This window comes from Euzebya rosea (assembly GCF_003073135.1).
Lineage (GTDB): Bacteria > Actinomycetota > Nitriliruptoria > Euzebyales > Euzebyaceae > Euzebya > Euzebya rosea.
Genome location: NZ_PGDQ01000002.1, coordinates 169,606 through 191,692, shown reverse-complemented (window position 1 = coordinate 191,692; position 22,087 = coordinate 169,606). Strand labels below are relative to the sequence as shown.

21 protein-coding genes, 4 tRNA genes and 1 pseudogene are annotated in these 22,087 nt (G+C 68.9%); 14 read left to right on the top strand and 12 right to left on the bottom strand.

The genetic code is table 11. The features are described 5' to 3' along the window. Window positions 1-44: 44 nt before the first annotated feature. Window positions 45-120 (bottom strand) — tRNA-Arg (locus CUC05_RS02545). A gap of 104 nt (window positions 121-224) precedes the next feature. Between CUC05_RS02545 and CUC05_RS02540 the strand changes: the two genes are divergently transcribed. Together CUC05_RS02540 and CUC05_RS02535 are read left to right on the top strand one after the other, a co-directional pair. Beyond that, window positions 225-298: transfer RNA gene (locus CUC05_RS02540), tRNA-His, on the top strand. Between the two features lie 116 nt (window positions 299-414). Continuing rightward, entirely contained in the window at window positions 415-1,743 is a 1,329-nt protein-coding gene (locus tag CUC05_RS02535; protein ID WP_108664513.1) for a tyrosine-type recombinase/integrase, read from the top strand. A 55-nt stretch (window positions 1,744-1,798) separates the two neighbouring features. Here CUC05_RS02535 and CUC05_RS02530 read toward each other — a convergent pair whose 3' ends face one another. Then, complete coding sequence (locus CUC05_RS02530; RefSeq protein WP_240606182.1) at window positions 1,799-3,118, bottom strand: tetratricopeptide repeat protein; 1,320 nt, start codon at window positions 3,116-3,118, stop codon at window positions 1,799-1,801. Between the two features lie 192 nt (window positions 3,119-3,310). Next, window positions 3,311-3,643: pseudogene (locus CUC05_RS26055) on the bottom strand (DUF4365 domain-containing protein); the annotation flags it as partial. 780 nt (window positions 3,644-4,423) lie between these two features. Here CUC05_RS26055 and CUC05_RS02525 point away from each other — a divergent pair. Beyond that, window positions 4,424-4,499: transfer RNA gene (locus CUC05_RS02525), tRNA-Lys, on the top strand. Here CUC05_RS02525 and CUC05_RS02520 read toward each other — a convergent pair. Together CUC05_RS02520 and CUC05_RS02515 are read right to left on the bottom strand one after the other, a co-directional pair. Next, window positions 4,494-4,937 (bottom strand): hypothetical protein, encoded by a 444-nt coding sequence (locus CUC05_RS02520; RefSeq protein ID WP_108664511.1) that lies wholly within the window; start codon window positions 4,935-4,937, stop codon window positions 4,494-4,496. The two genes, CUC05_RS02525 and CUC05_RS02520, sit on opposite strands and share 6 nt — an antisense overlap. Continuing rightward, window positions 4,934-5,374: a hypothetical protein gene (locus CUC05_RS02515; protein ID WP_108664510.1), complete on the bottom strand. Its 441-nt coding sequence runs from the start codon at window positions 5,372-5,374 to the stop codon at window positions 4,934-4,936. The genes CUC05_RS02520 and CUC05_RS02515 overlap by 4 nt, the downstream gene beginning before the upstream one ends. 59 nt (window positions 5,375-5,433) lie before the next feature. Here CUC05_RS02515 and CUC05_RS02510 point away from each other — a divergent pair, with 59 nt between their 5' ends. Beyond that, window positions 5,434-6,210: an SOS response-associated peptidase gene (locus tag CUC05_RS02510; RefSeq protein ID WP_108664509.1), complete on the top strand. Its 777-nt coding sequence runs from the start codon at window positions 5,434-5,436 to the stop codon at window positions 6,208-6,210. A 10-nt stretch (window positions 6,211-6,220) separates the two neighbouring features. On the opposite strand, the gene CUC05_RS02505 is transcribed toward CUC05_RS02510, so the two are convergent. Beyond that, window positions 6,221-7,177, bottom strand: a complete 957-nt coding sequence (locus tag CUC05_RS02505; protein WP_108664508.1) for a L,D-transpeptidase family protein — start codon at window positions 7,175-7,177, stop codon at window positions 6,221-6,223. A gap of 60 nt (window positions 7,178-7,237) precedes the next feature. Here CUC05_RS02505 and CUC05_RS02500 point away from each other — a divergent pair, with 60 nt between their 5' ends. After that, window positions 7,238-7,474, top strand: a complete 237-nt coding sequence (locus CUC05_RS02500; protein ID WP_108664507.1) for a hypothetical protein — start codon at window positions 7,238-7,240, stop codon at window positions 7,472-7,474. Here CUC05_RS02500 and CUC05_RS02495 read toward each other — a convergent pair. The 3 genes from CUC05_RS02495 to CUC05_RS25080 all read right to left on the bottom strand — a co-directional run bounded on the left by CUC05_RS02495 (window position 7,471) and on the right by CUC05_RS25080 (window position 12,512). Then, window positions 7,471-9,930: a cell wall-binding repeat-containing protein gene (locus CUC05_RS02495; RefSeq protein ID WP_108664506.1), complete on the bottom strand. Its 2,460-nt coding sequence runs from the start codon at window positions 9,928-9,930 to the stop codon at window positions 7,471-7,473. The two genes, CUC05_RS02500 and CUC05_RS02495, sit on opposite strands and share 4 nt — an antisense overlap. A gap of 38 nt (window positions 9,931-9,968) precedes the next feature. Next, complete coding sequence (locus tag CUC05_RS02490) at window positions 9,969-10,862, bottom strand: EcsC family protein (RefSeq protein WP_108664505.1); 894 nt, start codon at window positions 10,860-10,862, stop codon at window positions 9,969-9,971. A gap of 72 nt (window positions 10,863-10,934) precedes the next feature. Next, window positions 10,935-12,512 carry a hypothetical protein gene (locus tag CUC05_RS25080; RefSeq protein ID WP_108664504.1) on the bottom strand — a complete coding sequence of 526 codons (1,578 nt, stop codon included), beginning with the start codon at window positions 12,510-12,512 and terminating at the stop codon, window positions 10,935-10,937. A 132-nt stretch (window positions 12,513-12,644) separates the two neighbouring features. Here CUC05_RS25080 and CUC05_RS25250 point away from each other — a divergent pair, with 132 nt between their 5' ends. The 5 genes from CUC05_RS25250 to CUC05_RS02460 all read left to right on the top strand — a co-directional run bounded on the left by CUC05_RS25250 (window position 12,645) and on the right by CUC05_RS02460 (window position 16,653). After that, the gene (locus tag CUC05_RS25250) at window positions 12,645-15,152 is read left to right on the top strand and encodes a serine/threonine-protein kinase (RefSeq protein WP_108664503.1); all 2,508 of its coding nucleotides are present in this window, start codon (window positions 12,645-12,647) and stop codon (window positions 15,150-15,152) included. Between the two features lie 56 nt (window positions 15,153-15,208). Then, window positions 15,209-15,292, top strand: a tRNA-Leu gene (locus CUC05_RS02475). A 101-nt stretch (window positions 15,293-15,393) separates the two neighbouring features. Next, on the top strand, window positions 15,394-15,657 hold the full coding sequence (locus CUC05_RS24415; RefSeq protein WP_108664502.1) for an Arm DNA-binding domain-containing protein: 264 nt from the start codon (window positions 15,394-15,396) through the stop codon (window positions 15,655-15,657). Beyond that, window positions 15,658-16,197: a tyrosine-type recombinase/integrase gene (locus CUC05_RS02465; protein WP_108664501.1), complete on the top strand. Its 540-nt coding sequence runs from the start codon at window positions 15,658-15,660 to the stop codon at window positions 16,195-16,197. Window positions 16,198-16,248: 51 nt separating this feature from the next. Then, window positions 16,249-16,653: a tyrosine-type recombinase/integrase gene (locus tag CUC05_RS02460; protein WP_108664500.1), complete on the top strand. Its 405-nt coding sequence runs from the start codon at window positions 16,249-16,251 to the stop codon at window positions 16,651-16,653. A gap of 96 nt (window positions 16,654-16,749) precedes the next feature. Here CUC05_RS02460 and CUC05_RS02455 read toward each other — a convergent pair whose 3' ends face one another. Then, window positions 16,750-17,727 carry a hypothetical protein gene (locus CUC05_RS02455; protein ID WP_108664499.1) on the bottom strand — a complete coding sequence of 326 codons (978 nt, stop codon included), beginning with the start codon at window positions 17,725-17,727 and terminating at the stop codon, window positions 16,750-16,752. After that, the gene (locus CUC05_RS02450) at window positions 17,714-18,229 is read right to left on the bottom strand and encodes a SigE family RNA polymerase sigma factor (RefSeq protein ID WP_157965129.1); all 516 of its coding nucleotides are present in this window, start codon (window positions 18,227-18,229) and stop codon (window positions 17,714-17,716) included. Before CUC05_RS02450 ends, CUC05_RS02455 begins: the two co-directional genes overlap by 14 nt. A gap of 349 nt (window positions 18,230-18,578) precedes the next feature. Here CUC05_RS02450 and CUC05_RS02445 point away from each other — a divergent pair, with 349 nt between their 5' ends. The 4 genes from CUC05_RS02445 (at window position 18,579) to CUC05_RS02430 (ending at window position 20,783) form a co-directional block, all read left to right on the top strand. Beyond that, window positions 18,579-18,977 (top strand): hypothetical protein, encoded by a 399-nt coding sequence (locus CUC05_RS02445; RefSeq protein ID WP_157965128.1) that lies wholly within the window; start codon window positions 18,579-18,581, stop codon window positions 18,975-18,977. 131 nt (window positions 18,978-19,108) lie between these two features. Continuing rightward, window positions 19,109-19,297: a hypothetical protein gene (locus CUC05_RS02440; protein ID WP_108664496.1), complete on the top strand. Its 189-nt coding sequence runs from the start codon at window positions 19,109-19,111 to the stop codon at window positions 19,295-19,297. 114 nt (window positions 19,298-19,411) lie between these two features. Continuing rightward, window positions 19,412-19,705: a hypothetical protein gene (locus CUC05_RS02435; protein ID WP_157965127.1), complete on the top strand. Its 294-nt coding sequence runs from the start codon at window positions 19,412-19,414 to the stop codon at window positions 19,703-19,705. A 346-nt stretch (window positions 19,706-20,051) separates the two neighbouring features. Then, window positions 20,052-20,783, top strand: coding sequence for a hypothetical protein (locus CUC05_RS02430; RefSeq protein ID WP_108664494.1), 732 nt, complete (start codon window positions 20,052-20,054; stop codon window positions 20,781-20,783). 84 nt (window positions 20,784-20,867) lie between these two features. Here CUC05_RS02430 and CUC05_RS02425 read toward each other — a convergent pair whose 3' ends face one another. Further along, on the bottom strand, window positions 20,868-22,028 hold the full coding sequence (locus tag CUC05_RS02425; RefSeq protein WP_205712097.1) for a hemolysin family protein: 1,161 nt from the start codon (window positions 22,026-22,028) through the stop codon (window positions 20,868-20,870). Window positions 22,029-22,087 lie beyond the last annotated feature (59 nt).

The following is a 22,087-nucleotide window of genomic DNA, read 5'->3' as shown; positions in this document are numbered from 1 at the left end:
CCTAGACGTCGGTTGGGCACGGAACAGATCGACGTCTGGCCCGCTGGCGCCCCAGGTAGGATTCGAACCCACGACCGACGGGATAGAAGCCCGCTGCTCTGTCCCCTGAGCTACTGGGGCAGGGGGGTCGGACGGACAGTATGCAGCGTGCGTGCAAGGAAGTGCCATGCGGCCGGTCGGGCTGTATCATGCCCGGTCCACCCCACCTCGTGGGGTCGTACATGGTGGTCGTAGCTCAGTTGGTTAGAGCGCCGCGTTGTGGTCGCGGAGGCCGCGGGTTCGAATCCCGTCGATCACCCTCACAAAAACCGCAGGTACGAGCCATTTGCCGGACCTCCGCACAGCGACCTCAACCTGACAGTGACACCTACAGTGGCATCCACTGTGATCGTTACGACAGGAACGAGGACTACAGTGCCGAGCGCATGGTCGACCGAGCCCCTCATGGGCATCCGCAAGAGGTCCATCTACCCGATCAATGAAGGCGGGGAAAGGACCGGCAAGTGGCGGCTGGACATCACCTACGAGGGCGGCAAGCGCAGCCGCACCACCCACCCCTCCAAGAAGGCCGCGCAGGCCAGGCTCAAGGAGCTGGAGGACACCGAGGGCCACGTGCTCGTCGGTGGGCCTGAACGGGCCTTCGAGGACTACGTCCGGGCATGGCAGGAACGGCAGCGCCAGGGGCGGATGTCGGCCAAGACCGTGGACCGCATGGACAGCACCATCCGGACGTGGATCATCCCCACCCACGGCAAGTGGGGGTTCATCGACCATCGCATCGGCGGGATCACTGACCGGCAGATCGTTGCCCTCTACGCGACGATGCGTAAGGAGGGGCGTGCCGAGCGGACGGTCCACAAAACCCACGAGGTCCTCGGAAGGATCCTCCGCAGTGCTGTCCGGGATCGTTGGATCAAGAACAACCCGATGGACTCGCTCGAGGCCCACGAACGCCCCGGGACCGCCCGTCAGCGACAGCCAGAGATCCTCTCCCACAAGGACGTGTGGCGGATCTTCCACGCCATCCGTGACAGGCGAGGAACGTCCTTTCCCGACTACTCGCTGCTGTGGTTGACCGTCTACTACCAAGGCACCCGCGTCGGAGAAGCGCTGCCGCTGACCGCCCAGGACTTCGATTTTGACAGGCGACAGTTCTCACGCGAGAACTTCAAGCAGAAGCGACACACCGGACCACGGGGACTCATCCCGCCGATTGATTCCCTGCTACGCCTGTACGTAGAGAACAACAACCTGTCGGGCGAAGACCTGCTGTGGCCCGCCCTTGGCAAGCAGCGTGTCGACCCGGAAATGCGCCGTCGGATCTTCGAGATGCGCGACCAGGGGCTGCCGTGGGTGCGGATCGCCGAAGCGGTCGGACTGAGCGACTCCCGCGTTCGACTGATCCACAAGACCTCCGAAGAGTGGAAGCCCTCCCCCAGACCAGCTTCACCCTCCTTCTTCCGTCAAGAGGTCTGGGGACCCGTGATGGCGAAGCTTCACCTGCCCTACCTCGCCAAGGACCTTCGCAACTCGTGTGTGGTCAACCTGATCGACGGGGAGATGACCGGCGAGCCGGTGGAGCCACAGGTGGTGATGCACCACGTCGACCACAAGTCCCTCGACGTGACCCTCGGCGTGTACTACCGATTCCGCGCCAAGGACCAGATCGGTGCGAGGACGAAGCCCGCCACAACGGAGGCTGAAGCGTTCGCCCTCTTTGACCCGACATTGCGTTCCCTGTAACCGACGGCACTGAACACGTAGATGACCGTCGCCCAAGTCTGGCGGGCGACCACTCCTAGCCATTCCAGATTCGCTGTTCGACGCTTCCATCGTCCTTGATGAACCGAAGGGCGACACGTCCCTCGACAGGCTTGTGCGTGTCCAACGTTCCCAGCAACTTCTCTTCGAGATCCTCATAGGCCTCAGGGGTGAAGCTATCGGCTGCCCAGGAGAGAAGCGCATCGACCAACTCATGGCCGCACGCATCTACCGCCACTTGTAGAATAAGGGCTCCCTCCGCGCCCCCTACACCGGTCGCTAAGACAAGTGACAATACCGCCATCCACCCGTCGGGGTTATGCCGGTCCAAGCTGGCCCCAATCAAAAGGGCCCTAAACGCCATCTCCGCATCATCATGTGAGCGCGCCCAGATCCCAAGATTGTGCCATGCGCAGGAATCAAGGGCATCGAGTTCCAAAGCCTTGCCGATGAAGTCGAGACCCTCGGGGTCACCTGCCGTGAGCAACGGAAACGCCTGCTCTACTAGGAGGCGAGCTTCCTCCGGGTGTCGTTCCTGAATTGTGAAGTCGGTCGCCGTCAGCATCTCCGCGACAAATGCCTGCAATGCTAACCACCGAGGGACGTGAGTGGTATTCCACTCAACCCGCCGGAACGCCCCCCGCGCACCACTGTAGTCCCCCGAGTACAGAAGCGTGTCCCCCAGATAGGCCTGAGTAGTGTCATCATACTCGATCTCGTTCGCGCGCTCATACGACCGGGCAGACCACGTCCACCGCTGACGGGCGTGAAAGAAGGAAGCGAGTTCACGCCAATAGTAGGCTCGCTCCAAGTAGGTCGGATCACTACGACGGCAGGCGTTGTACCAATGCACCGCTCCTGCGGCATCGCCAAGGCTGTATAGAAGATTCCCCAAGTTGTATTCGCGGACGGCGAGTCGGTGTCGCGGTAGTTCAGGATGGGCCCTCTCGATGAGTCGCTGGCACAAGGTCAGGATCTCAAGGCTCCCACGGCGGTCTCCACTAACCTGGATAAGGGCGTCAACCGCGATTTCCTCAACTAGATCCTGAAGCCTCGGGTCACTCTCTTCCAATAGCGTCATACCCCACTCCACGACGCCCTCCCGCCTTCCTCCCTCCCAAAGAATCGACTGCAGCTCCGGTCGAAACGGGGCCAAAGCCACAGGGGCTTCCTTGACTGCGTAGTTGGCTACATTTGCAGCCTGAGTTAAATGACCCCCATTAGCAAGACAGAGCGCCACACCTACCAGTGATAGGGCACTATATTCCGACGCATCGGGGCGATGGTCGAAAAGGTGGAAGTTGGCGGTGATTACCGACTGCACTCCCACTGCCACCCGATCTTCCTTGATCGACACCCTCAGCAACTCCTCTTCACTAGACGTCCGCGCAAGCAAGTCCGAACAGTTTCTAATACCTCGTCGAACAGCATTTCGCACAGTCACACCCTGTGCGTCGACGGGCAGACCAACCTCGACCCCTACAGGCACAGGAAAGGCCAGTTCGCTAGAACGAAACCTTCGAAATACTTCGACAACGCGCCTCCACCCCGCTACCGAGTCCGACGATATGCGGTGCTCATTCGTTACGACAAAAGTGTGATCTTGTGAGGTAACGGTGTCTTCGTAGTATGTGTCGTGGGTATGAAGCCAACGCCCCATCAGGAGTTCTTGACCAGGAACGTACACAACTAACAGTGTTGGTTCCGGAAGAGACCGTAGGTAGTTCACGGAACTGCTGGAGATCCCTATTCGCCAACCACCTCTTACCCGCGGTTCTGCCTCAGTGGACTTCAGTTGGACGTTGAACGAAAGGCCAGTTGGCGAGTGCGTCTCCGGGTGGAACAACTCAACCGACCCGTCTCTCCCATACTCCGTACCCACATCAAGCCTCAGGTACGTGGCGTGGTCACCTAGAATTCTCTCGAACTCGCGGCGGGAGTGATCCTCCAACTGGTGCGATCTTGGACGACTGGGTAAATTATTCAACTTTGGACCCTCTCGACCTTGCTGGACCTTGCCTTCTCCGTACTTACGTCGGGACTGCCCGCCTTCTGTGGAATAGCTTGAACGGCGATCAATAATTCAGACTTTCGGTTCAGCATACGCCTAGGCCGACCAAGAGGGAGCTGGCGGAAGACCTCAGGGCGAGCCCGCGCCCCGACGGCCCTTCCCTTTATGGGGTTAGCGGCTGGCTGCACCGACAGCTATTGCAGCGTGGCTAAGCCCCAGGTCGAACTCGGCGAGCGGGCAAGGCCTCAGGCGCCTACATCTCCCGGCTGAGCTCCGGCGTGCGCGACGGTCGCACCTCCTTCACCCAGCGTTGGCTGCCGGACTCGCCCGAGCTCAGCTTGAGCCCTCAGGGGCAGCCTTGCACGGCCGTTGGGGCTCGGAAAACTTTGCCGTCGACCGTGACACCGAAAGTGACACTTCCAATGACAACAGGGCCTGTCAGTGACGCTTCCGCCCTGATAGCTGCCGTGCCAAAACGGCAGGTCAATGGGTGTTTGACAGCATATGCTAGCTTGGGCTACGCCATCGTTGCCTTGGTTGTGGTCGCGGAGGCCGCGGGTTCGAATCCCGTCGATCACCCTTCTCCCCACCCGAGTTCCCCCTCGGTTGGGACGAATCGAATCGAGACGCTACACTCCTCGATCCGTTCACGGGCCTCTAGCTCAATTGGCAGAGCATCGGACTCTTAATCCGCAGGTTCGGGGTTCGATTCCCCGGGGGCCTACCACCACCCAGCCACCGACAGGCGCGCCGCGCGCAGACGCCGGTGACGTGTGCGACGACGGTGGCAGATCACGCACACCACGTCGCACTTGGCCAGCTCGGCCAGGACACCGCTGAGCCCCAGTCGCCTCATGCCGCTGGCAGTCGTTCGTTTGCGGCCGCGAACGTGATCCAGGTCCATGGCGTCAGGCGGCAGTCGACGCCCGCAGTCCGTGCACGGCACGTCCTTGGCCTGCAGGATGACGTCGTTGACGGCGACGCGAAGCGCGTCGACCTGCGTGCGACGGGCCTCCGCGTACTGGTCAGCGGTCGCACGGTAGTACGTCTGGTTGTACTCCTGCTTGCACGGCTTGCAGACGTTCTGATGTCCGTCGCGACTGGCGGCTCGGCGGTGGAAATCCTCGAGCGGCCGGCTGACCTTGCAGCGTGTGCAGCGCTTCATCGGCGTCGGTCCCGGGTCCGCAGCCGATGGCACACAGCGCAGACGACCTCGCACTTGGCCATCTCCTGCTCGAGCGTCTCGACCGACACCTGCCACCGCCCATTGGCGATGTCGAACGACTTGTCCCCACGCACGTGGTCGAAGTCCATCTCCTCGGTGCGGAACCGCCCACCGCAATCCGCGCAGGGCACGTCCTTGGCCTGCTGGATGAGCTGATCGTTGACCCGGTGCCGTACGGCGCGATCGCGGCGTGTTCGGGCCCGCTGGGAGTCGGCGTTCTCCTCGTACCAGCCACGGAACGCCGCCGACGTGCACGACCGACATCGCGGCTGCCGTTGGCCGCGGGCGCGGTCCTTCCACGCGAACGCCTCGAGCGGCAGGACCCTGCCGCATCCCGTGCACCGCCTCTCCGGTGCCGCATCACCCCGATCGGCCATGACATCACCATCCCACGACCCTGTGACATCGCGTCCCGTCGGCTGGGTACGGTGGGCGCATGTGCGGACGGTACGTGGCCACGACGACGGCCGAGGGGCTGGTCAAGTTCTTCGTGATCGACGACCGGCAGGTCGACGACGTGCCACCCAGCTACAACGTCGCCCCCACCGACCCCGTGCCCGCCGTCGTGCGCTACGACGGCCAGATGGTCCTCACCGAGTTCCGCTGGGGGCTGGTCCCGTTCTGGGCCAAGGACCGAAGCATCGGCGCGCGGATGATCAACGCCCGGTCCGAGACGGTGACGGAGAAGAAGGCGTTCGCCGAGAGCGTCGAGCAGCGCCGCTGCCTGCTGCCGGCCGACGGGTTCTACGAGTGGGAGAAGGTCAACGACGGCACCACGCGGGGGCGACGCCTGCCGTGGTTCGTCCGCCGCACCGACGGCAACCCGATGGTCTACGCCGGCATCTGGTCGTCGTGGCGCGACCGGTCCGGCGACGGCTCCCGGCTGCTGACCTGCTCGGTCCTGACGACGTCCGCCAACGAGGTCCTCTCCCCCATCCACGACCGCATGCCAGTCATCCTCGACCGCGACCAGTGGGAGACCTGGCTGGACCCGCAGGCTGACATGGGCGACGTCCGCGAGCTGCTGGCCCCGGCCCCCGACGACGCCGTCGAGCGCTACCGCGTGTCCACCCGCGTCAACAGCGTCGCCAACAACTCCCCCGAGCTGCTGGAGCCCCTCGCCGAGGACGACCAGGACCTGCCGGCCAGCCTCGTCACCATCGTCGACACCGACGACGAGGCGGCCGACGCCGAGCAGACCTCCCTCTTCTGAGGCAGCTCGGCTAGAAGTCGTTGTCCGACGGCGGCTCGGGCGGCGGGCCGGGGTCCCCTGCGGGCACCGTCGTCCCGGCGGTCTCCCCTGCAGCCGGGTCGAACGCGTTCAGCGCCCCGACCACCGTCACCGGCGTCCCCACCTCCACCTGGGAGAACAGCCACTCGGCGTCGGCGCGCGGCAGGCGGACGCACCCGTGGGACGCCGGCGTCGCCGGCACGTTGTTGGACCCGTGGATCGCCCAGCCCTGGTGGAAGTACATGGGGTCGTAGAGCGTGCCGAAGTGGGCGTTGACGGTGCCCTGGATCCGCCGCTCGATCGTGAACGTCCCGACTGGCGTCAACGACTCGGCCCGGATCCCGCCGGGGAGCGAGTAGGGGGCACCGTTGCCGCTGGAGATCGGCATGATCCGCGCCACTCGGCCCCCGACCACGGCGACCATGACCTGGGCGTCGAGGTCGATGTTGATCTGGGTGGCTGCACCCGCGTGGACCTCCGGCAGGACCGGGTCGTCCAGCGCGGTGAGCGTCTCGGGCCCGATGGCCCCGTCGACGGGCAACCCCTGGACCTTCTGGAACGCCTGCAGCGCCGTCGTGGTCGCACGCCCGACCACCCCGTCCACGGGACCGTCGTAGTAGCGCAGCTCGGTCAGGCGTTGCTGGACCCGTGCGACCTCATCCGACGCGGACTCCGTCGGCTCCGGCGACCCGGTCGACCCGTCGGCGCCGACCGGGGGCGGTGGCGCGGCCAGGACCGGTGTGCCCGGATCCACGGGCGGCACGAGCGGACGGGATCGGTCGGGGACGACCGCAGACGGCCGTGGCGCCGCATCGGCAGGCACCGTCGACGATGGCTCGACGGCCACCGGGACCGGGGCGGTGGTCACGGTCGTGCCCCCGTCGCCGCAGGCCACGGCCAGCACCGCGAGGACGGCCGCGAGGGCATGACGGCGAGGGGACCGGGACATCGACCGACAATTCTGTCACGCGACCGTCACGCAGGGGCACGACCGTCGTTGGGCGGGGTGATGAACAACACACTTCGCACCGAGAGCATCAACCGCACCGTCGCCGTCGTGGTCAAGCACGCGCTCGACGTCGAACACGCCGTGGACGTCCTGCTGGCCGAGTTCGGCTTCGACCGCGTCTTCACCGCCCTGTCGCTGATCACCACCGACACCAAGGCCCACCGGGCCATGTGGATCGCGCTGGCGACCGAGACCTTCAAGGACGCCGACGCCCTCGAGGACGCCGGCGACAGCTAGGACCGGCTGCGGGTCAGCAGGATCCGCGCCTCCACCTGGTCACGCAGGTCCGTCGGCAACGTCGCCGTCCCGCCGACCCAGATCACCTCGACCAGCCCGTCAGCCCGTCGCAGCAGCACCTCCCCCGCTCCGCCGGAGCTGCGCAGCCCGTCGGGTGACAGCGGGACGAGCATCCCGCCCATCAGCCCGGCCGTCGCCCCGGCCGCCAGCGCGTCGGCGAACCCGGTCCCGCTGACGACGAACGCCAGGTCGGTCAGCCCGCCCTCCCGGACCGTCCGCTCCATCAGCAACGCCGCGGTGTCGAACCGCCCGTCGCCGCCGAGGCGCTCGACGTCGCTGTTGGCCTCCAGCGCCTCCACGACCGCGTCGGACACGGCAGCCGAACCGCCGGCCACGATGATCCGCGCCGGGGACAACGACGCCAGCGCCGTCGCCGTCGCCTCGGGAAGCTCGTCGCGACGGGTCAGCAGGATGACCCTGCCGCCGATGGCCGCGAGCGGACCCGCCGCCAGCGCGTCGGGGAAGGTCTCGCCGGACGCGATGATGACGTCGGGGCCCTCGCCGCTGCTGGCCTGGCCGAACCCGGGCAGGCCCGGCCCGTCGGACGCTCCGACCAGCTCGGCCGCGATCGCGGCGGCGGTCCCGTAGCGGGACGCCCCTGCCAGGCGCGTCACGGTCGCCACGCCCAGGTCGGCCACCGCCGAGGCGACCGCGGGGGACAGCGCCGACTCGCCGCCCACCAGGTAGACGGTCTCCGGCGACAGCCTCGTGATCTCCGCGGCGACGTCGCCGTCGAGCGTCGAGGACGACGTCAGCAGCAACGGCCCGGCGCTGGCCACCGCCAGCGGGGTGGCAGCCAGCGCGTCGGGGAACGTGTCGCCCGACGCCAGCACGACCGTGGACACGACCGGGTTGCCGTCTGCGTCGGTTGCCTCGGGGAACGCCATGCGCGACAGGGCGACGCTGGTGGCCTGCCGGGTCTCGCCGGCCGCCTCGCGGTAGGCCGGCACGTTGGGGACGTCCACGACCGGGACGCGGGGCTCGGGCCGTCGGGCGAACGCCTCGGACAGGACCCGGCCGTCGTAGCCGCCGGGGGGCGGGTTGAGGTTCAGCAGCCACGCGACCGTCGGGGCGATGTCGATGTTCTCGCCCTGTCCCTCCAGCCGCACGTCGGCGGGCACGTCCTCGGCCTCGCCGCCCGGCACGTCGTCGTTGGTGTTCAGGCCGTCCCAGCCGCCGGCGATGATCTGCGGGATCGGCAGGGTCGCCACGTGCCCGTGGTTGCCCGGGATCGGGTTGGACGCCGGGGTGGGTTCGGTCAGCCGGTAGCCGTCGGCGACGAAGACGACCAGGTCCCCGATCCGGTCCCCGGTCAGCCCCCAGTCAGGGCGGGTCGTGCCGACCCAGAACGCCGTCCCGCCGTCGGCCGGGTTGGGCCGGGTGTACCAGGCCTCGGTCACCCCGTCGGTGGCGATCGCGGCGTCGCGCATGGCCTTGAGGCGTGCACCGGCCCGTGGCGCGTCGGGCGAGCGCAGCCAGTAGATGCCAGCGCCGCCGTTCTGCGCGGCCTCGTACCGGCCGACCAGCTCGGGATCCTCGTCGAACGTCGCGGACAGCGACACGACGGAGTCGGGCGTCGACCAGTCCATGGAGTGGTCGGCGGTGACGATCATCACCGTGTTGTCCCACCAGCCGGAGTCCTGCAGGTGGCTGACCAGCCGGCCGACGTGCAGGTCGGCGCTCTGCAGCGACGCGGTGCGGGCCAGCGGCGGCAGGCCGGTGGCGCCCGACAGGTCGGTGTGGCCGACCCGATCGACGTCGCCGAGGGACATCCAGCCGAAGTCGGGGTCGAGGGTCCGCGACTGCTCCAGCGCATCCGGCCCGACCTCGGCGTCGATGGCGTGTCCCGAGCCGGGCACGATGAACGGGTCGTTGGTGGCGTCGGCGTCCTCGGTGCCCCGGTCGACCCGCATGTGCTTGCTCATCTGCACGATGTAGGTCTTGGAGGTGGCGGCGGTCGCGACCATGTCGGGCGCCTGACGGGCGATCAGTGAGAACAGCGTGTCGGTCTGCAGGTACCTGGGTGACATCCCGATGTTGTCGTCGAGGTAGGCGACGTCGTTGCCGGGCATGCCGTGCCGGTCGACCCGCATGCCGGTGAGCATCGACACGTGGTTGGGGGTGGTCTCGGCGATCATCTGCGCGCGGCTGTGCGGGTAGTACCAGCCGTCGGTCGCCAGCGCGTTGAGGGTCGGCATCTGCGCGACCTCGTCGGGCCGCAGGCCGTCGATCACGACGACGTACACGCGGACCCAGTCCTCACCGGCATCGGTCGTCGACTGGGCGAGTGCGGGCGGGGCCAGGCCGGCTGCGGCGAGGGCTGCGGGGCTGACGGTGGCAACGCTGACTGCGGCGGCCGAGCCTCGGAGGAAGGCGCGCCGGGATACGGATGTCACTGGAGTGGACCTCTTCGGGAGGGAGGGACTGCGGGGTGCTACGCGGCGGACTCGACGGGACCGATGAGGTCGCCGAGGTCCAGCCCGTGGCGTCGGGACAGGTGTCGGGCACGGAACAGCACCGACGCGCCGCCGAGCAGGCGGTCGGCGTGCACGGCGTTGAACCCTGCGCCGACGGCCGCGCCGACGACGGGCAACATCGCGGCGGCACGGCGCTTGGTCAGGGCGATGCCCATCTTCTGGGCGCGGTCGCGCAGCGCGCCGACGATGGCGTACTGCTGCAGCTGGTCCAGGGTCTGGCGGGTGGCGATCTGCTCGCCGAGGCCGACCAGGCGGTTGACGGTCTCCTCGGTGCCACGACCGCCGAGCTCCATGGAGCGCAGCGCGACCTCGGCCACGAACTGCCGCTCGGCGAAGTCGCTGGGGTCGAAGCCAGTGTGCCGGGAGATGTCGGAGACCGCCCGCAGGGACGCGGCCTGCATCGCGGGGATGCTGGCCACGAACGCCGCGACGGCCGCAGGCGTGCCGGCGAACCCCGCGGCACCCTCGGCGGCACCCATGGCGAGGAAGACGTTGCGGTGGTTGCGACGGACGGCCGCCAGCTGCTCGTCGATGACGCGCAGGTGCAGGTCGGCGATGTCGGCGACGTCGTCGAGCCCGTAGGCGTCGGCTGCCGGGGCGGTGGGCGTCGTGGCCGCCATGTAGCGCGACAGGCTCTCGTTGGCCCGCTCCAGCGCCGCCCGCAGCGCCTCGCCGACCTTGGGGTCGTCCATCACACGATCGACGAGCCACTCGACGGGTTTGTTGACCCGTCCGGACGCCATGCCCAGCGTGCGCGCGACACCGTCGAGCCGGCCGCGATCACCCGCGGCCCATGCCCGGATGTCGTGGACCGCTCGTCGCTCGTAGTGGTCGAGGTCTCGCAGTGTCACCCTGCCACCCTAGGTCCTCTCGTTGAACCGACGGTGAACACGATCCGGTCGGATCCGCGGCGACCGGTCGCGTCACCCGAAGATCGCCGGGCCGTTGGTGCGCCGACGGTGCTCGTGGAGGATCTGTGCGGCGATGTCGGCGGCCTGCAGGGCGAGGTACTCGGCGCGCCCGGGGTCGCTGCCGAGCACCGCGTTGGCCTCGTGCAGCGCGTCCTCGGCAGTCGTCAGCGACACCTTGGCCCGTGCACCCCAGCCGATCAGCCCGAACCCGGCCGCGGAGCGAGCACGGCGGACGCTGCGGTGGGCGTCCCGGAGGAGCCGGCCGACGTGGGTGCGGTAGGCGTCGCGTTGCTGGGCGTCGCTGCGGGCGCCGTGCAGCACCTGATCGGTGAAGCGGATGACCTCGCCGAGCCGGTCGATGACGTCCTGCGGGTCGCCGCGACCGTCGGCGGCGATGCGTTCGGCGTCGGCCAGCACCTGCCCAGCCCGGTCGAGGTTGGCACGGCGGCCCGGGTTCACGTCGCCCCGGCGGGCGTCCATGAACGCGCGGGCCCGGGCGATGCTGTCGCGGGCGGCGGCATGGGCCTGCGGGTACTCGGCGATGACCGCCTGCAGGTCGGACTCGAACGCGGCGACGCCGGCCCGGACCCACTCGAGCTGCTCGAGGTCGGCGTCCGCCGCGTCCATGGACTGCTCGGCGTCGAGGAACCGCTGGGTGTCGTCGGCCATCGCGGCCTCGGCGGCGGCCAGGTCGGCTCGGGCGGCGTCGCGGCGTTCGCGCGCCTGGGCGGGGGCGTCGGCGACCGCGTCCCAGACGTCGGGGACGAACCGTCGGGCGTGCGCCTCGACGGTGTCGACGATCCGCTGGACGGTCCGGTCCGCCTCCCCCACCCGTCGGCGCAGGTCGCCGAGTCGCTTCAGGAGCGTGTGGTGCAGCTCGGGCATCCGTCGGGCCGTCGCGGTGGCTCGGTGGACGGCGTCGGCGGCACGTTCCAGCGCACGGGTGGACTCGGCCAGCCGGCGGGCCTCGAGCTCCACCCGTCCACGGTCGACGTCGGCGGTGGCGCGGTCGAGGACCAGGTGCAGCTCGGCGACCTCGTAGCCGTTGGTGCGGGTGATCTCCACGGCGTGGCGGGCCTGCGTCAGGCGGTCGTCGATGTCGCCGAGGATCCGCGCGCAGCTGTCCCGTGCGGCGGCCACCTCCTCCAGCGTCTGCTGCAGCTCGTCGAGTCGGGTCAACGCCGAGCGGGTGCCGCGGGCCAGCTCCTGCCATCGCCGGCCGGCGTCGTTGAGCGCGTCGACGTCCTCCAGGGTGGCCGGGTCCCAGCGGGTGTCGAGGGCGAGCAGGCCCTCGGTCGACCAGTCGACCCACCGCTGCGCCATGTCGGTCTCGGCGTCGAGTCGCTGGGCGAAGCCGTCCCCGTCGGCGAGGTCGGCCACGGCCACGAGGGCTTCGCTTCGGAGTCGGGTCCAGCGCTCGTCGAGGTCGTGGTAGTCGCTGCGGACACGGCTGCGGGTGTCCTGGACGGCGTCGCGGGCCGCCTCGAGCTGCTTGCGGTTCCACGGCAGGAAGCGGGTGACCGCAAGGCTGCCCGTGGCGGCCGCGAGCAGGACGGGCAGCCACCCCGCTGCGTCGAACTCGACCCCCACGACCTGCCTCCTCGATCCGTGCCGGCGAGCGCCGGCTCCCCGCCGAGGACGATAGCGCGAACATCCGACGGGTCGGTTACGGGGCTGTGGACCGACGCCCGTGAGGGACGGCAACGTGCGAGACTGCCGGCCATGGACGACGGTCGGCGCGAGCTCGGGATCGACGGTGTCGTCGACGCCGAGGAGGTCGGCCGTGGCGGCTTCGCGGTGGTCTACCGGGCGCGGCAGCCGGCGTTCGACCGGACCGTGGCGGTCAAGGTGCTCGACGCGCGTCCGGACGAGACGGCGCTGGCCAGGTTCGAGCGCGAGATCCGCGCGATGGGAGCGCTCAGCGAACATCCGGCGATCGCGACGGTGCTGGACGCCGGGACCACCGGCGACGGGCGGCCGTACCTGCTGATGCCCTTCTTCTCCGGCGGCTCGTTGCAGGACGCGCTGGCGGAGGGGCGGCAGTTCACGGTCGAGGAGGCAACGCGCATCGGCATGGCCCTGGCCGACGCGCTGGAGGCAGCCCATGCGGAGGGGATCCTGCACCGCGACGTCAAGCCGGCCAACGTGATGGTCGGCCGGTACGGCGACCCGCGCCTGGTCGACTTCGGCATCGCCAGGATCGCCGGGGGCCAGCAGACCACCACGGGCGTGGTCACGGCGACGCTGAACCATGCGGCCCCCGAGCTGCTGGACGGTGATCCGCCCTCGGTCGCGTCCGACGTCTACGCGCTCGGATCGACGATCCACACGTTGGTCACCGGTCGGCCGCCGTTCGCCTCCGACACCGACCAGTCAGTGGTGCCGCTGATCCGCCGGATCGTGGCCGAGCCGGTGCCGACCTTCGATGACGGCGGAAGCGGGCTGTGTGCGGTGCTGGCGCGATCGATGGCCAAGGACCCCGCTGCACGGTTCGCGTCGGCGAGCGACATGGAGGCGGCGCTCGCTGCGGTGCGGGAAGGTCGTGGCGAGGAGCTGGCAGCCCTGGCGCCCGCCGCACCGCTGCCCGTCGAGTCGGCCCCTGCCCCCGCCGGTGCCCCGTCCTCTCCCGTCCCCTCGGCCGTCCCTGCCGAGGTGACCCGATTAGCGCCGCCGCCGGCCATGCCGTCGTCGGCGGTCCCGGAACGGGCTGGCCGTGACCCGCGCCTGCTCGGCCTCGTCGTCGGGCTGGTCGTCGTGCTCGGCGTGGTGGGCGCCTTCGTCCTGCTGCGTGGCGACCGCGGCGAAGACGGGGGCGTCGTCGGTGCGGGGGACACGGCCGGCGATGCGGCAACCGAGCAGGTCGCCGACGGCGAGCCAAACGTCCCTGTGCCCGGCGGGCTGCCGCCCGAGCTGCTGGGCGGCGTGGACGCCGAGGAGCTGACCTACCTGTCCTCGCCCGCCGAGGCTGCCGACATCTCCCCCGGCAGCGTCATCGAGATCGGACTGCCGGCGCGGTCGTCGACGGCGCTGCTGTTCGACATCGAGGAGGAGGGGCGGGCGATCCGAGTGTCGACGGCGGGGACGGGCGACGTGGACCCGGTCGCGGGGCTGTACCGCGACGGCGAGCTGCTGCTGGCCGACGACGACGGCTCGGGTGGGCTCGACGTGCTGATGGACCTTCCCGAGGCGCTGCGGGGCAGCTACGAGCTGCGGCTCGCCGGGTTGATGGACGAGCCCGGTCCGCTGGGGGTGTCGCTGCAGGTCGTGGAGGTCCAGGAGCTGCCCGACGGACCGCTGGAGGGGACGCTCGGGGACGTGCACGACATCGACGTCTACCGGGTGGCGGTGCAGCCGGGTCAGGCACGCGGGTTGCGTGTGGACACCGAGTCCGAGATCACCCTGCGGGCGGTCGGCCCGGACGGGGAGTTCGTCGACAGCAACTCCGGCGGGGGCGGCATCGAGATGGACCTGTCCACCAGCGGGCCGGGGGTGTTCTGGGTCACCGTGGGGTCGGCGGGGCCAGAGCAGCTGTCCTACACGGTCAGCCCGCTGGCCTTCGGCCAGCAGCGGCCGCAACCCCCGGTGTCCGCGGCGCTCGATCCTGCCGACATCGTCGACCCGGGGTCGGTGTCGCGGACCGTCGACGCTGGTGTCGGTGCGGTGGACCTCGAGGTGGGCGAGGCCGTCGGGATCCCGGTCGTCGCCGACCGGGCGGGCGTGCTGCGGGTGCTCGTGCGCAGCACCGACGGGGCGGTGGATCCGATGGCCAGCCTGTGGACGGCCGACGGGTCGTTGCTGGCGGCCAGCGACGACGAGGGTGACGGTGCGGGCGGGCAGGACGCGCTGATGGACGTGCCCGTGGTGCCCGGCGAGTACGTGGTGGTCACCAGCGACCTCGGCAGCGACTCGCCCGGACGGGTTGAGGTGCTGATCGACCTTGTGCAGCCGGTCGGGTTCGGGCCGGTCGCCGGCGAGCTGCGTGCCCCCGACCTGCCGGACGTGTTCCAGATCGACGTGGGACCGGGCAACCCGCCGCCGGACACCGTCCGCCTGGGCTCCGACGTGGAGGGTCTGCTGCGCGTCATCGCCGGTGACGGGGCCGTCCTGGCCTCGACCAACGGCGGCGGCAACCCGCCCCTCCCCCTCCTCGGGTTGGGCGAAGGCAGGTACTACCTGGTGGTGTCGGCGCCCGACGAAGCGGGCCCCTACCGGCTGCTGCTGGGCCCCTGACGCGGGAGCTCCGCAGCTGGGCCGACGGGTCGGTCCGGCGGTACCGTGGCGCGCACGCGCGAGTGGCGGAATTGGCAGACGCGCTGGGTTTAGGTCCCAGTGCCCTCACGGGTGTGCAGGTTCAAGTCCTGTCTCGCGCACTCCACCTGACCTGCGGATTTGCCGATTTCGGTAGTGGAGGCAGTGTCGTAGTTCCGGGTTCGCTGTCACGGATCTGTCACGAGAATCTGGGGCGTGACCGGTGTCGCACCCCGGGCGTAGGGTGCGAGACGTGCAGGGTTCGGTGTACGCGTACCGGACGTCGCGTGGGGCGCGGCGTTGGGGTTACGTGTGCGATCTGCCGCCTGATCCGGTGACTGGCGGCCGTCGGCAGCAGCGCAAGCAGGGCTTCGAGTTCGAGCGCGATGCGGCCAGGGCGCTGCGCGACCTGATGGTCCAGGCCGACGGTGGCGTCGTCGTGCCGCGGGACACGGTGACCGTGGCGCAGTTCTTGGTGGACGAGTAGCTGCCGTCGAAGGCGCCGTCGTCGGCGGAGGACGGCCGGCGGTCGCGGGGCCGGGTTGGGGTGGCGACGTGGCAGCAGTACGCGGACTACGTCCGCGCCTACATCGTCCCGCAGATCGGCGGGGTGAAGCTGCAGGACCTGACCGCCTCGCACTTGGAGCGGGCCTACACCGAGCTGGAGCGGTCCGGTGGGCGGCGCGGGCAGGGCGTGTCGGCCAAGACGCTCGCGAACGTCCACGGGATCCTCCACAAGGCGTTGGCTCACGCGGTGCGCTGGGATCGGGTGGTGCGCAACGTCGCCGACCTGGTGGACCCGCCGCGGGCGGCCAAGCCGAGGACGGAGGTGTGGACGCTTGAGGAGCTGCGGACGTTCATCCGCCACGTCGAGGACGACGAGCTGTACGCCCTGTGGCTGCTGTACGCCACGACCGGGCTACGTCGGGGCGAGGCGCTGGGTCTGTGCTGGCCCGACCTCGACCTGACCAACGGCCTGGCCACGGTCAACCAGACGCTCGGGGCGATCGGCAGCAAGCCGGTCTAGAAGCCCCGCCCGAAGTCCGAAGCGTCAGCCCGGACGCTGGCGCTGGACCCGTTGACGGTCCGAGCGCTGAAGGCCCATCGCAAGCAGCAGCAAGAGCTCAAGCTGATGGCCGGCCCGCGGTGGCCCCGCGAGCCGCAGGACTCCCGCGGCGTCGCCCGCGCCGACGTCGTGTTCACCTGGCCCGACGGAACGCTGATCAATCCAGAGCGGGTATCGAAGTGGTTCGAGCGCCACGTCCGGCTGGCGGGCCTGCCCAAGATCCGGCTGCACGACGTGCGCCACTCTTACGCCACGACGGCGCTGCGGCAGGCCACGGGCTGGCACGAGGTGAAGACCCTGTCCCGCCGCCTTGGCCACGCGAGCGTCGGCATGACCCTCGACACCTACGCCCACGCCCTCCCCGCCGACGACCGCGAGCAGGCCGACACCCTCGCCCGCCTGCTGCTGGGCGAGTAGCCGTCCACCCGAGTCGCCCCTCCAGCTCCTCAAGTCCGAGTGCAGACCCTCGGCCGAGCGATCTGGCCCGCCGCACGCTCTGGTTCCGGGCGGCTACTACGTGGGCTGCGGAGTCGGAGCGTCCTCCAGCAAGAGCACAAGAACTGACAGCTGGTTGCCGACATCCCTCTGCACCAGCTCGTCGGCCTCAGCGAACTCGTCTGAGGCATACACCTCCTCAACCAGCGTCAGCACCCGGTCCCGAAGCAACCCTCGCAATTCGCTCTCCGTGCAGTCCGACCCAGGCCCCAACTGATCCGGGACGCGGCCCTCGACCTCCAAGGTGCCGCCGGTCGCCAAGGCGCCGGCAGCAGCCTCACGGAGCTCGTTGACCAGCGCCTCCACGACCTGCTCACAGGTCGCTCCCTCATCGTGTGGGGGCACCGGCTGGAGTGCGACGTCCCGGGCCCATTCATCTGCGTGTAGCAGCACGGTGGTGCTTGGCAGGTGCTGGCGGGGCACGGCGATTACCCACGCAAGCGGCCGCTCATCGGCCGTGCACATGAGGAGGCCATCGCCAAGTTCGTCGGCACCTTCATCGCCTCGGGTCGTGGTATCGAGTACCCATCGGCCGCCGCTGACGTCGAGGCCCTGGAACTGGGGGACGCACGTGCTGGACCTCCCGATGTTCACGAAGAGCACGAAGGTGTCCGACAGGTCCACGTCGGGCAGCGGCTCATTGAAGCCGTATCGGACCCACTCGGCCGCATACGCCGCCGCGTCCGCGGCGATCGTGGCGTCGGGGTAGTCCAAGTCAACCGACATGTTCTCGGTCGAAGCCAGCAACGTCGGCGTCGGTGCCGTGGTTTCGACTCCTCCCGAGTCCAGAACCACCTCCGTCTGATTCGACCCAGGCAAGAGCAACGCCCCAGCAGTCACAACCAGAGCAGCGATCGACACCGCTGCAGCCAGCTGCACGAAGCGCACCGGCCGCATGGGCCGACTGTCAGCCACGACGCGGCCGAAGTCCGGGCGGGGTGGGTCAAGCGACGACGCGAGGTCGTGCAGCTGACGGTCCAGGTCAGGCTGTTGCATCGGCGTTCTCCTCCTCGTTCATGGCCTCGCGCAGGCGTTCAAGGCCCCGTGCCGTGGCCGACTTGACCGCACCCTCCGAAATTCCCATCTCCCTCGCCGCTTGTGCGACCGACAGGTCGGCGTAGTGCCGGAGCACTACCGCGGTCCGCATGCGGACGGGTAGAACCTCGAGGGCAGCCAGCAAGGCGCTCCGCTCCGTGACACCCGCGGTTGGGTCGACGTCTGGCGGCGCAACCGGGCGCGCCCTCCCCACCACACGCTCCAAGCTCTGCCGACGCCCGCGGCTCCGGGCCCCGTTGATCAACGACGTACGCACGTAGGCCCCGATGTTGGTCAGCGGCCGTCGCTCATGACGGCGATACGCCGCAACCCACGCGTCATGGCTCAAATCCGCTGCAGCCTCCCTGTCCGCGGTCAACAGGAACGCCAACCTGACCATTCCGTCGTGCTCCCGCGAGTACACGGCCCCGAATGACTCGGCTGCCGATTGCTGCTCATCCATGCTTGACATCACCCTCAACAACGCACAGCCCGGTCAAACGGTTGCTCCATACTTGAAAGAAAGTTGCCCCGCTACAGCGGCCCGACCCGGCTTGCGCCAGTCTTCAAATAGGTCAATCCACCGGCCCCGGCATCAGAATGCAAGTCTGTGTGCTGTCGGTGGAGATCTAGCCGCGGGTAAGTGAACCCCCGTTCGTGCCGCCCAGATCTGCCGTGGTCCCAGGGGCGCCGAGGCAACGACCTCAGCCCGGCCGGTACCCTTGGCTTCTATGACGGGATCTTGGGGAGGGCCAGATACGTCCACTGGTGACGCGTCGACTACCCGGACGCCACGTCGGATCGTGCAAGGCGTGATCATGCTTGTTGCCGCCGCGGCAGCAGGCGTCTGGTTTGTCAACGGTGGGGGACTTGGCGCCGTCGGGAGCCCCTACGCCAACTCCGTCGGTGTGCTGGACATGACCGGTGATGCCGACTACGTCTGGGTCACCGAAGGGCTGTCGTTCATTTCGGCGCCGTCGCGCATGGAGCCCGGCACGCACACGGTCGCCCTGGAGGTCCTCGTCGACGACCTGATCCACAACGTGGTGATCGAGGGTTTCAACGGGGAACGTCCAGTGCTCCAAGCCCGGAATCCGGGCCGCTATCTCAACGAGTTGACCTTGGAGGCGGGGACCTACGTCTACTGGTGCGACGTGGGCGGGCATCGACAAGCGGGGATGCACGGAACCATCTCAGTGGCCGGGAGCTGAACGGACGGCTCTCACAGGTGGCTGGAGGGACAGATCAACGGGGCCACGACCTGACGCCGTGCGGCCCAACGAGGTGCGGCCGACGTGGACGTGCTCGACCCGATCGCTGGTGGTGGAAGTACTCTGGTGGCATGGCAAGGCCGTACATGAGCTTGGACCAGATCCTCGAGGCGATCGCGGAATTCGAGGCGCGCTATGGCGTGCCCTCGGAGGAGCGGCGCTCGATTATCGGTGCCGGTGAACCGTGCGCCAATGATGACCTGCGTCGCTGGGACGCCCTCGTCCTGGTCCGAGACCGCGCGGCCGCTCACGCGTCGTAGATGTTCTTCCCCTACCACCTTGTCGGTCCCGACGAGGTTGAAGGCTTCATCCGTCGTTGGCTCGACGAACTCGGGGCCGACACGGCCCCGGACGGCGCCCCTGACTGCACGGACATGACGGGTGAACTCCTGGAGATCGGGCCGCTCGCTGTGCGATGGACGCCGACCGCAAGCCTGCATCTGCACATGGTCGTGGACACCGCGCCGGATCGACTCGCAGAACCCCTGCTGGTGTCGGCGCACTTCATGCGTGATCGTCGATGGCTGTGGAGGTACTGCCGCAACGACCATCACCCCGACATCGGCCGTGACCACCTGCACCTGGACGACGACGCCATGCTGGTCGGGCTGGGCGACTCGCTGGCCATGTCCCATATCACCGCCCGCTTCCTGGCCGAGCCCCGCTGACCGCGTTTCCTGTCACGGATCTGTCACGAGAAATGTGACAGCGAAGGAATCTCGGCGTCACCACTGGCAAATCGGATCCACGAAACCGCAGGTCAGCGGCACGTCCCGGCACGCAACGCAACCCCGCGGCACTCCTCGGACGGGGTTTAGGTCCCAGTGCCCTCACGGGTGTGCAGGTTCAAGTCCTGTCTCGCGCACACCATCTGACCTGCGGGACCAGGACACGGGTTTCCGAACGCGTCCTCCCGCGGGAAGCCACGCCACGGTGCTGATCAGCCCGCACCTCGTCGGAGACGCTGTGCACCAACTCGTGCAGATGTCGCGGCGACTTGCCGATAGTTGACCCATGACCGATCGCCGGCGTGGCTTCTCGACGCGCGAGCAGCTGACGGCCCTCGCACCGCTGCTCGTCGTCTGGGCCCTGGGCATCGGCGCGCTCGGGCTCATGCTGCTCCAGGGCGCGGGCGACCGGGCGGTGATGTTCCTCGACCCAACCCACGTCGGGAGCCTGCCGTGGTACGTCGGCACCTACGCCGAGATCGGTGCCGCGCTGTGGGCGGTGTCGGCCACTGCTGCGGCGTTCGGCTGGATGCTGACGCGCGAGGCCGGTCGCCCGGCCGCCGCGAGCTTCTTGCGCGGCGGTTCGCTCGTCTGCCTGATGATGCTCACCGACACGGTGCTCACGCTGCACGCCGCCGTGTTCCCGCGCTACATCGGAGTCGACAAGCGGCTGGTGGTCGCCGCCTACGGCGTGGCGACAGTCACGTGGCTGCTGCGGAGCCGGGCCGAGGTCCTGCGCACGCGCTGGCAGGTGCTCGCCGCCGCGTTCGCAGCGCTCGGGCTCTCCGTGGTCATCGACGTGGTGGCCGACCCCACGGCCGAGCTCGGGGTGGTGCTCGAGGACGCGCCCAAGTTCCTCGGGATCCTCGCGATGACGACCTACTTCACGCTGACCACGCGCGACGTCGCGCGCTCCGTCATCCGTCAGGCCGCAGCGCAGCCGCCAACGTCTGGTCCGGGAGTCCACACCGGACGCGACCGGAAGACGCCCGTGGACGAGCTCACGCCGCTTCGGTGATCAGCGCCGGTCCGAGCAGCGACCGTGGCGACCTGTCCAGGGACACCTCGTGACAGCGGCGACGCCGCCGGCGGCGAGTGGCGCTCAGGTGTCGTTGCGGGGCGGCTCGCCGCCGGTGAGGCCGAGGCGGATCGTCGCGGCTCGTTCGTCATCGTCGACCAGTCCCAGTCGTGACGCGCGGGCGAGCCACTGGCTTCGGGCCAGGACCTGCATGTCCTCGGTCTCGTCGGTCTCGTCGGTGATCTCGAGTCCCAGGAGCGTCTCGATGATGTCCTCCATGGTGACGACGCCGGCCGTCCCGCCGTACTCGTCGACGACCAGCGCGATGTGTTCGCCGCCCTCCACGAGGTGCTCGAACACCTCGAGGACCGACTCGTCCTGGGGCACGTGGAGCAGGTCGCGTCGCAGGCCCGACAGCGGCGTGCCGTGGGCATCGTCGGCAACCCTCGTCAGCGCGTCGCTGAGCAGGACGTAGCCGGTGATGTCGTCTCGGCTCTCGGAGTAGACGGGGTACCGGGAGAACGGACGGTTGGCCTCCATCACGTCCTCGACCGTCGCGTCCTCGGGGAACGCCACCACCACGGTTCGCGGCGTCATGACGTCGGAGGCGACAAGGCTCTCGAAGCGGAGGAGGCTCTTGAACAGCCCGGCCTCGCGGGCACCGAAGACACCCTCCTCCGCACCGATGTCGGCCAGCGCGGCCAGCTCCTCACGGCTGACGTCGCTCTGCTTCTGCCCACGGGTCAGCAGCTTGGCGAACCACTGCGACATGAGGACCAGCGGGTACAGCAGGTAGATGAGCGGCTTCAGCAGCTGGCTCACCAATGGCGCGAGGCCCCTCCAGTACACCGCCCCGACGGTCTTCGGGATGATCTCGCTGAGGACGAGGATGCCCAACGTCAGGACGGCGGAGAACACGCCGATCGCGTCGCTTCCGAAGTAGGCAGCAGCCTCGGCGCCAGCGCCGGCGGCGCCGATGGTGTGGGCGACGGTGTTGAGCGTCAGGATCGCCGCGAGCGGCCGGTCCACGTCGTCCTTCAGCTCGCGCAGCCGCGCCGCGACCGTGGGCTTCGTCGGCTCCAGTGCGCCGATGTAGGCGGGTGTGACGCTGAGCAGCACCGCCTCCATGATCGAGCAGAGGAACGACACGCCGATCGCCAGGGTGACGTAGACGACCAGGAGCGCGAGGGATCCAGAGCCGCCCCCGTCGGCGGACACGGCTGCAGCGGCAAGAGAGATGGTCACAGGGGCGAGAGTACCGACCGCCATCGACGCCCATCTCCCAGGCGTACCCGCGTTGCCGA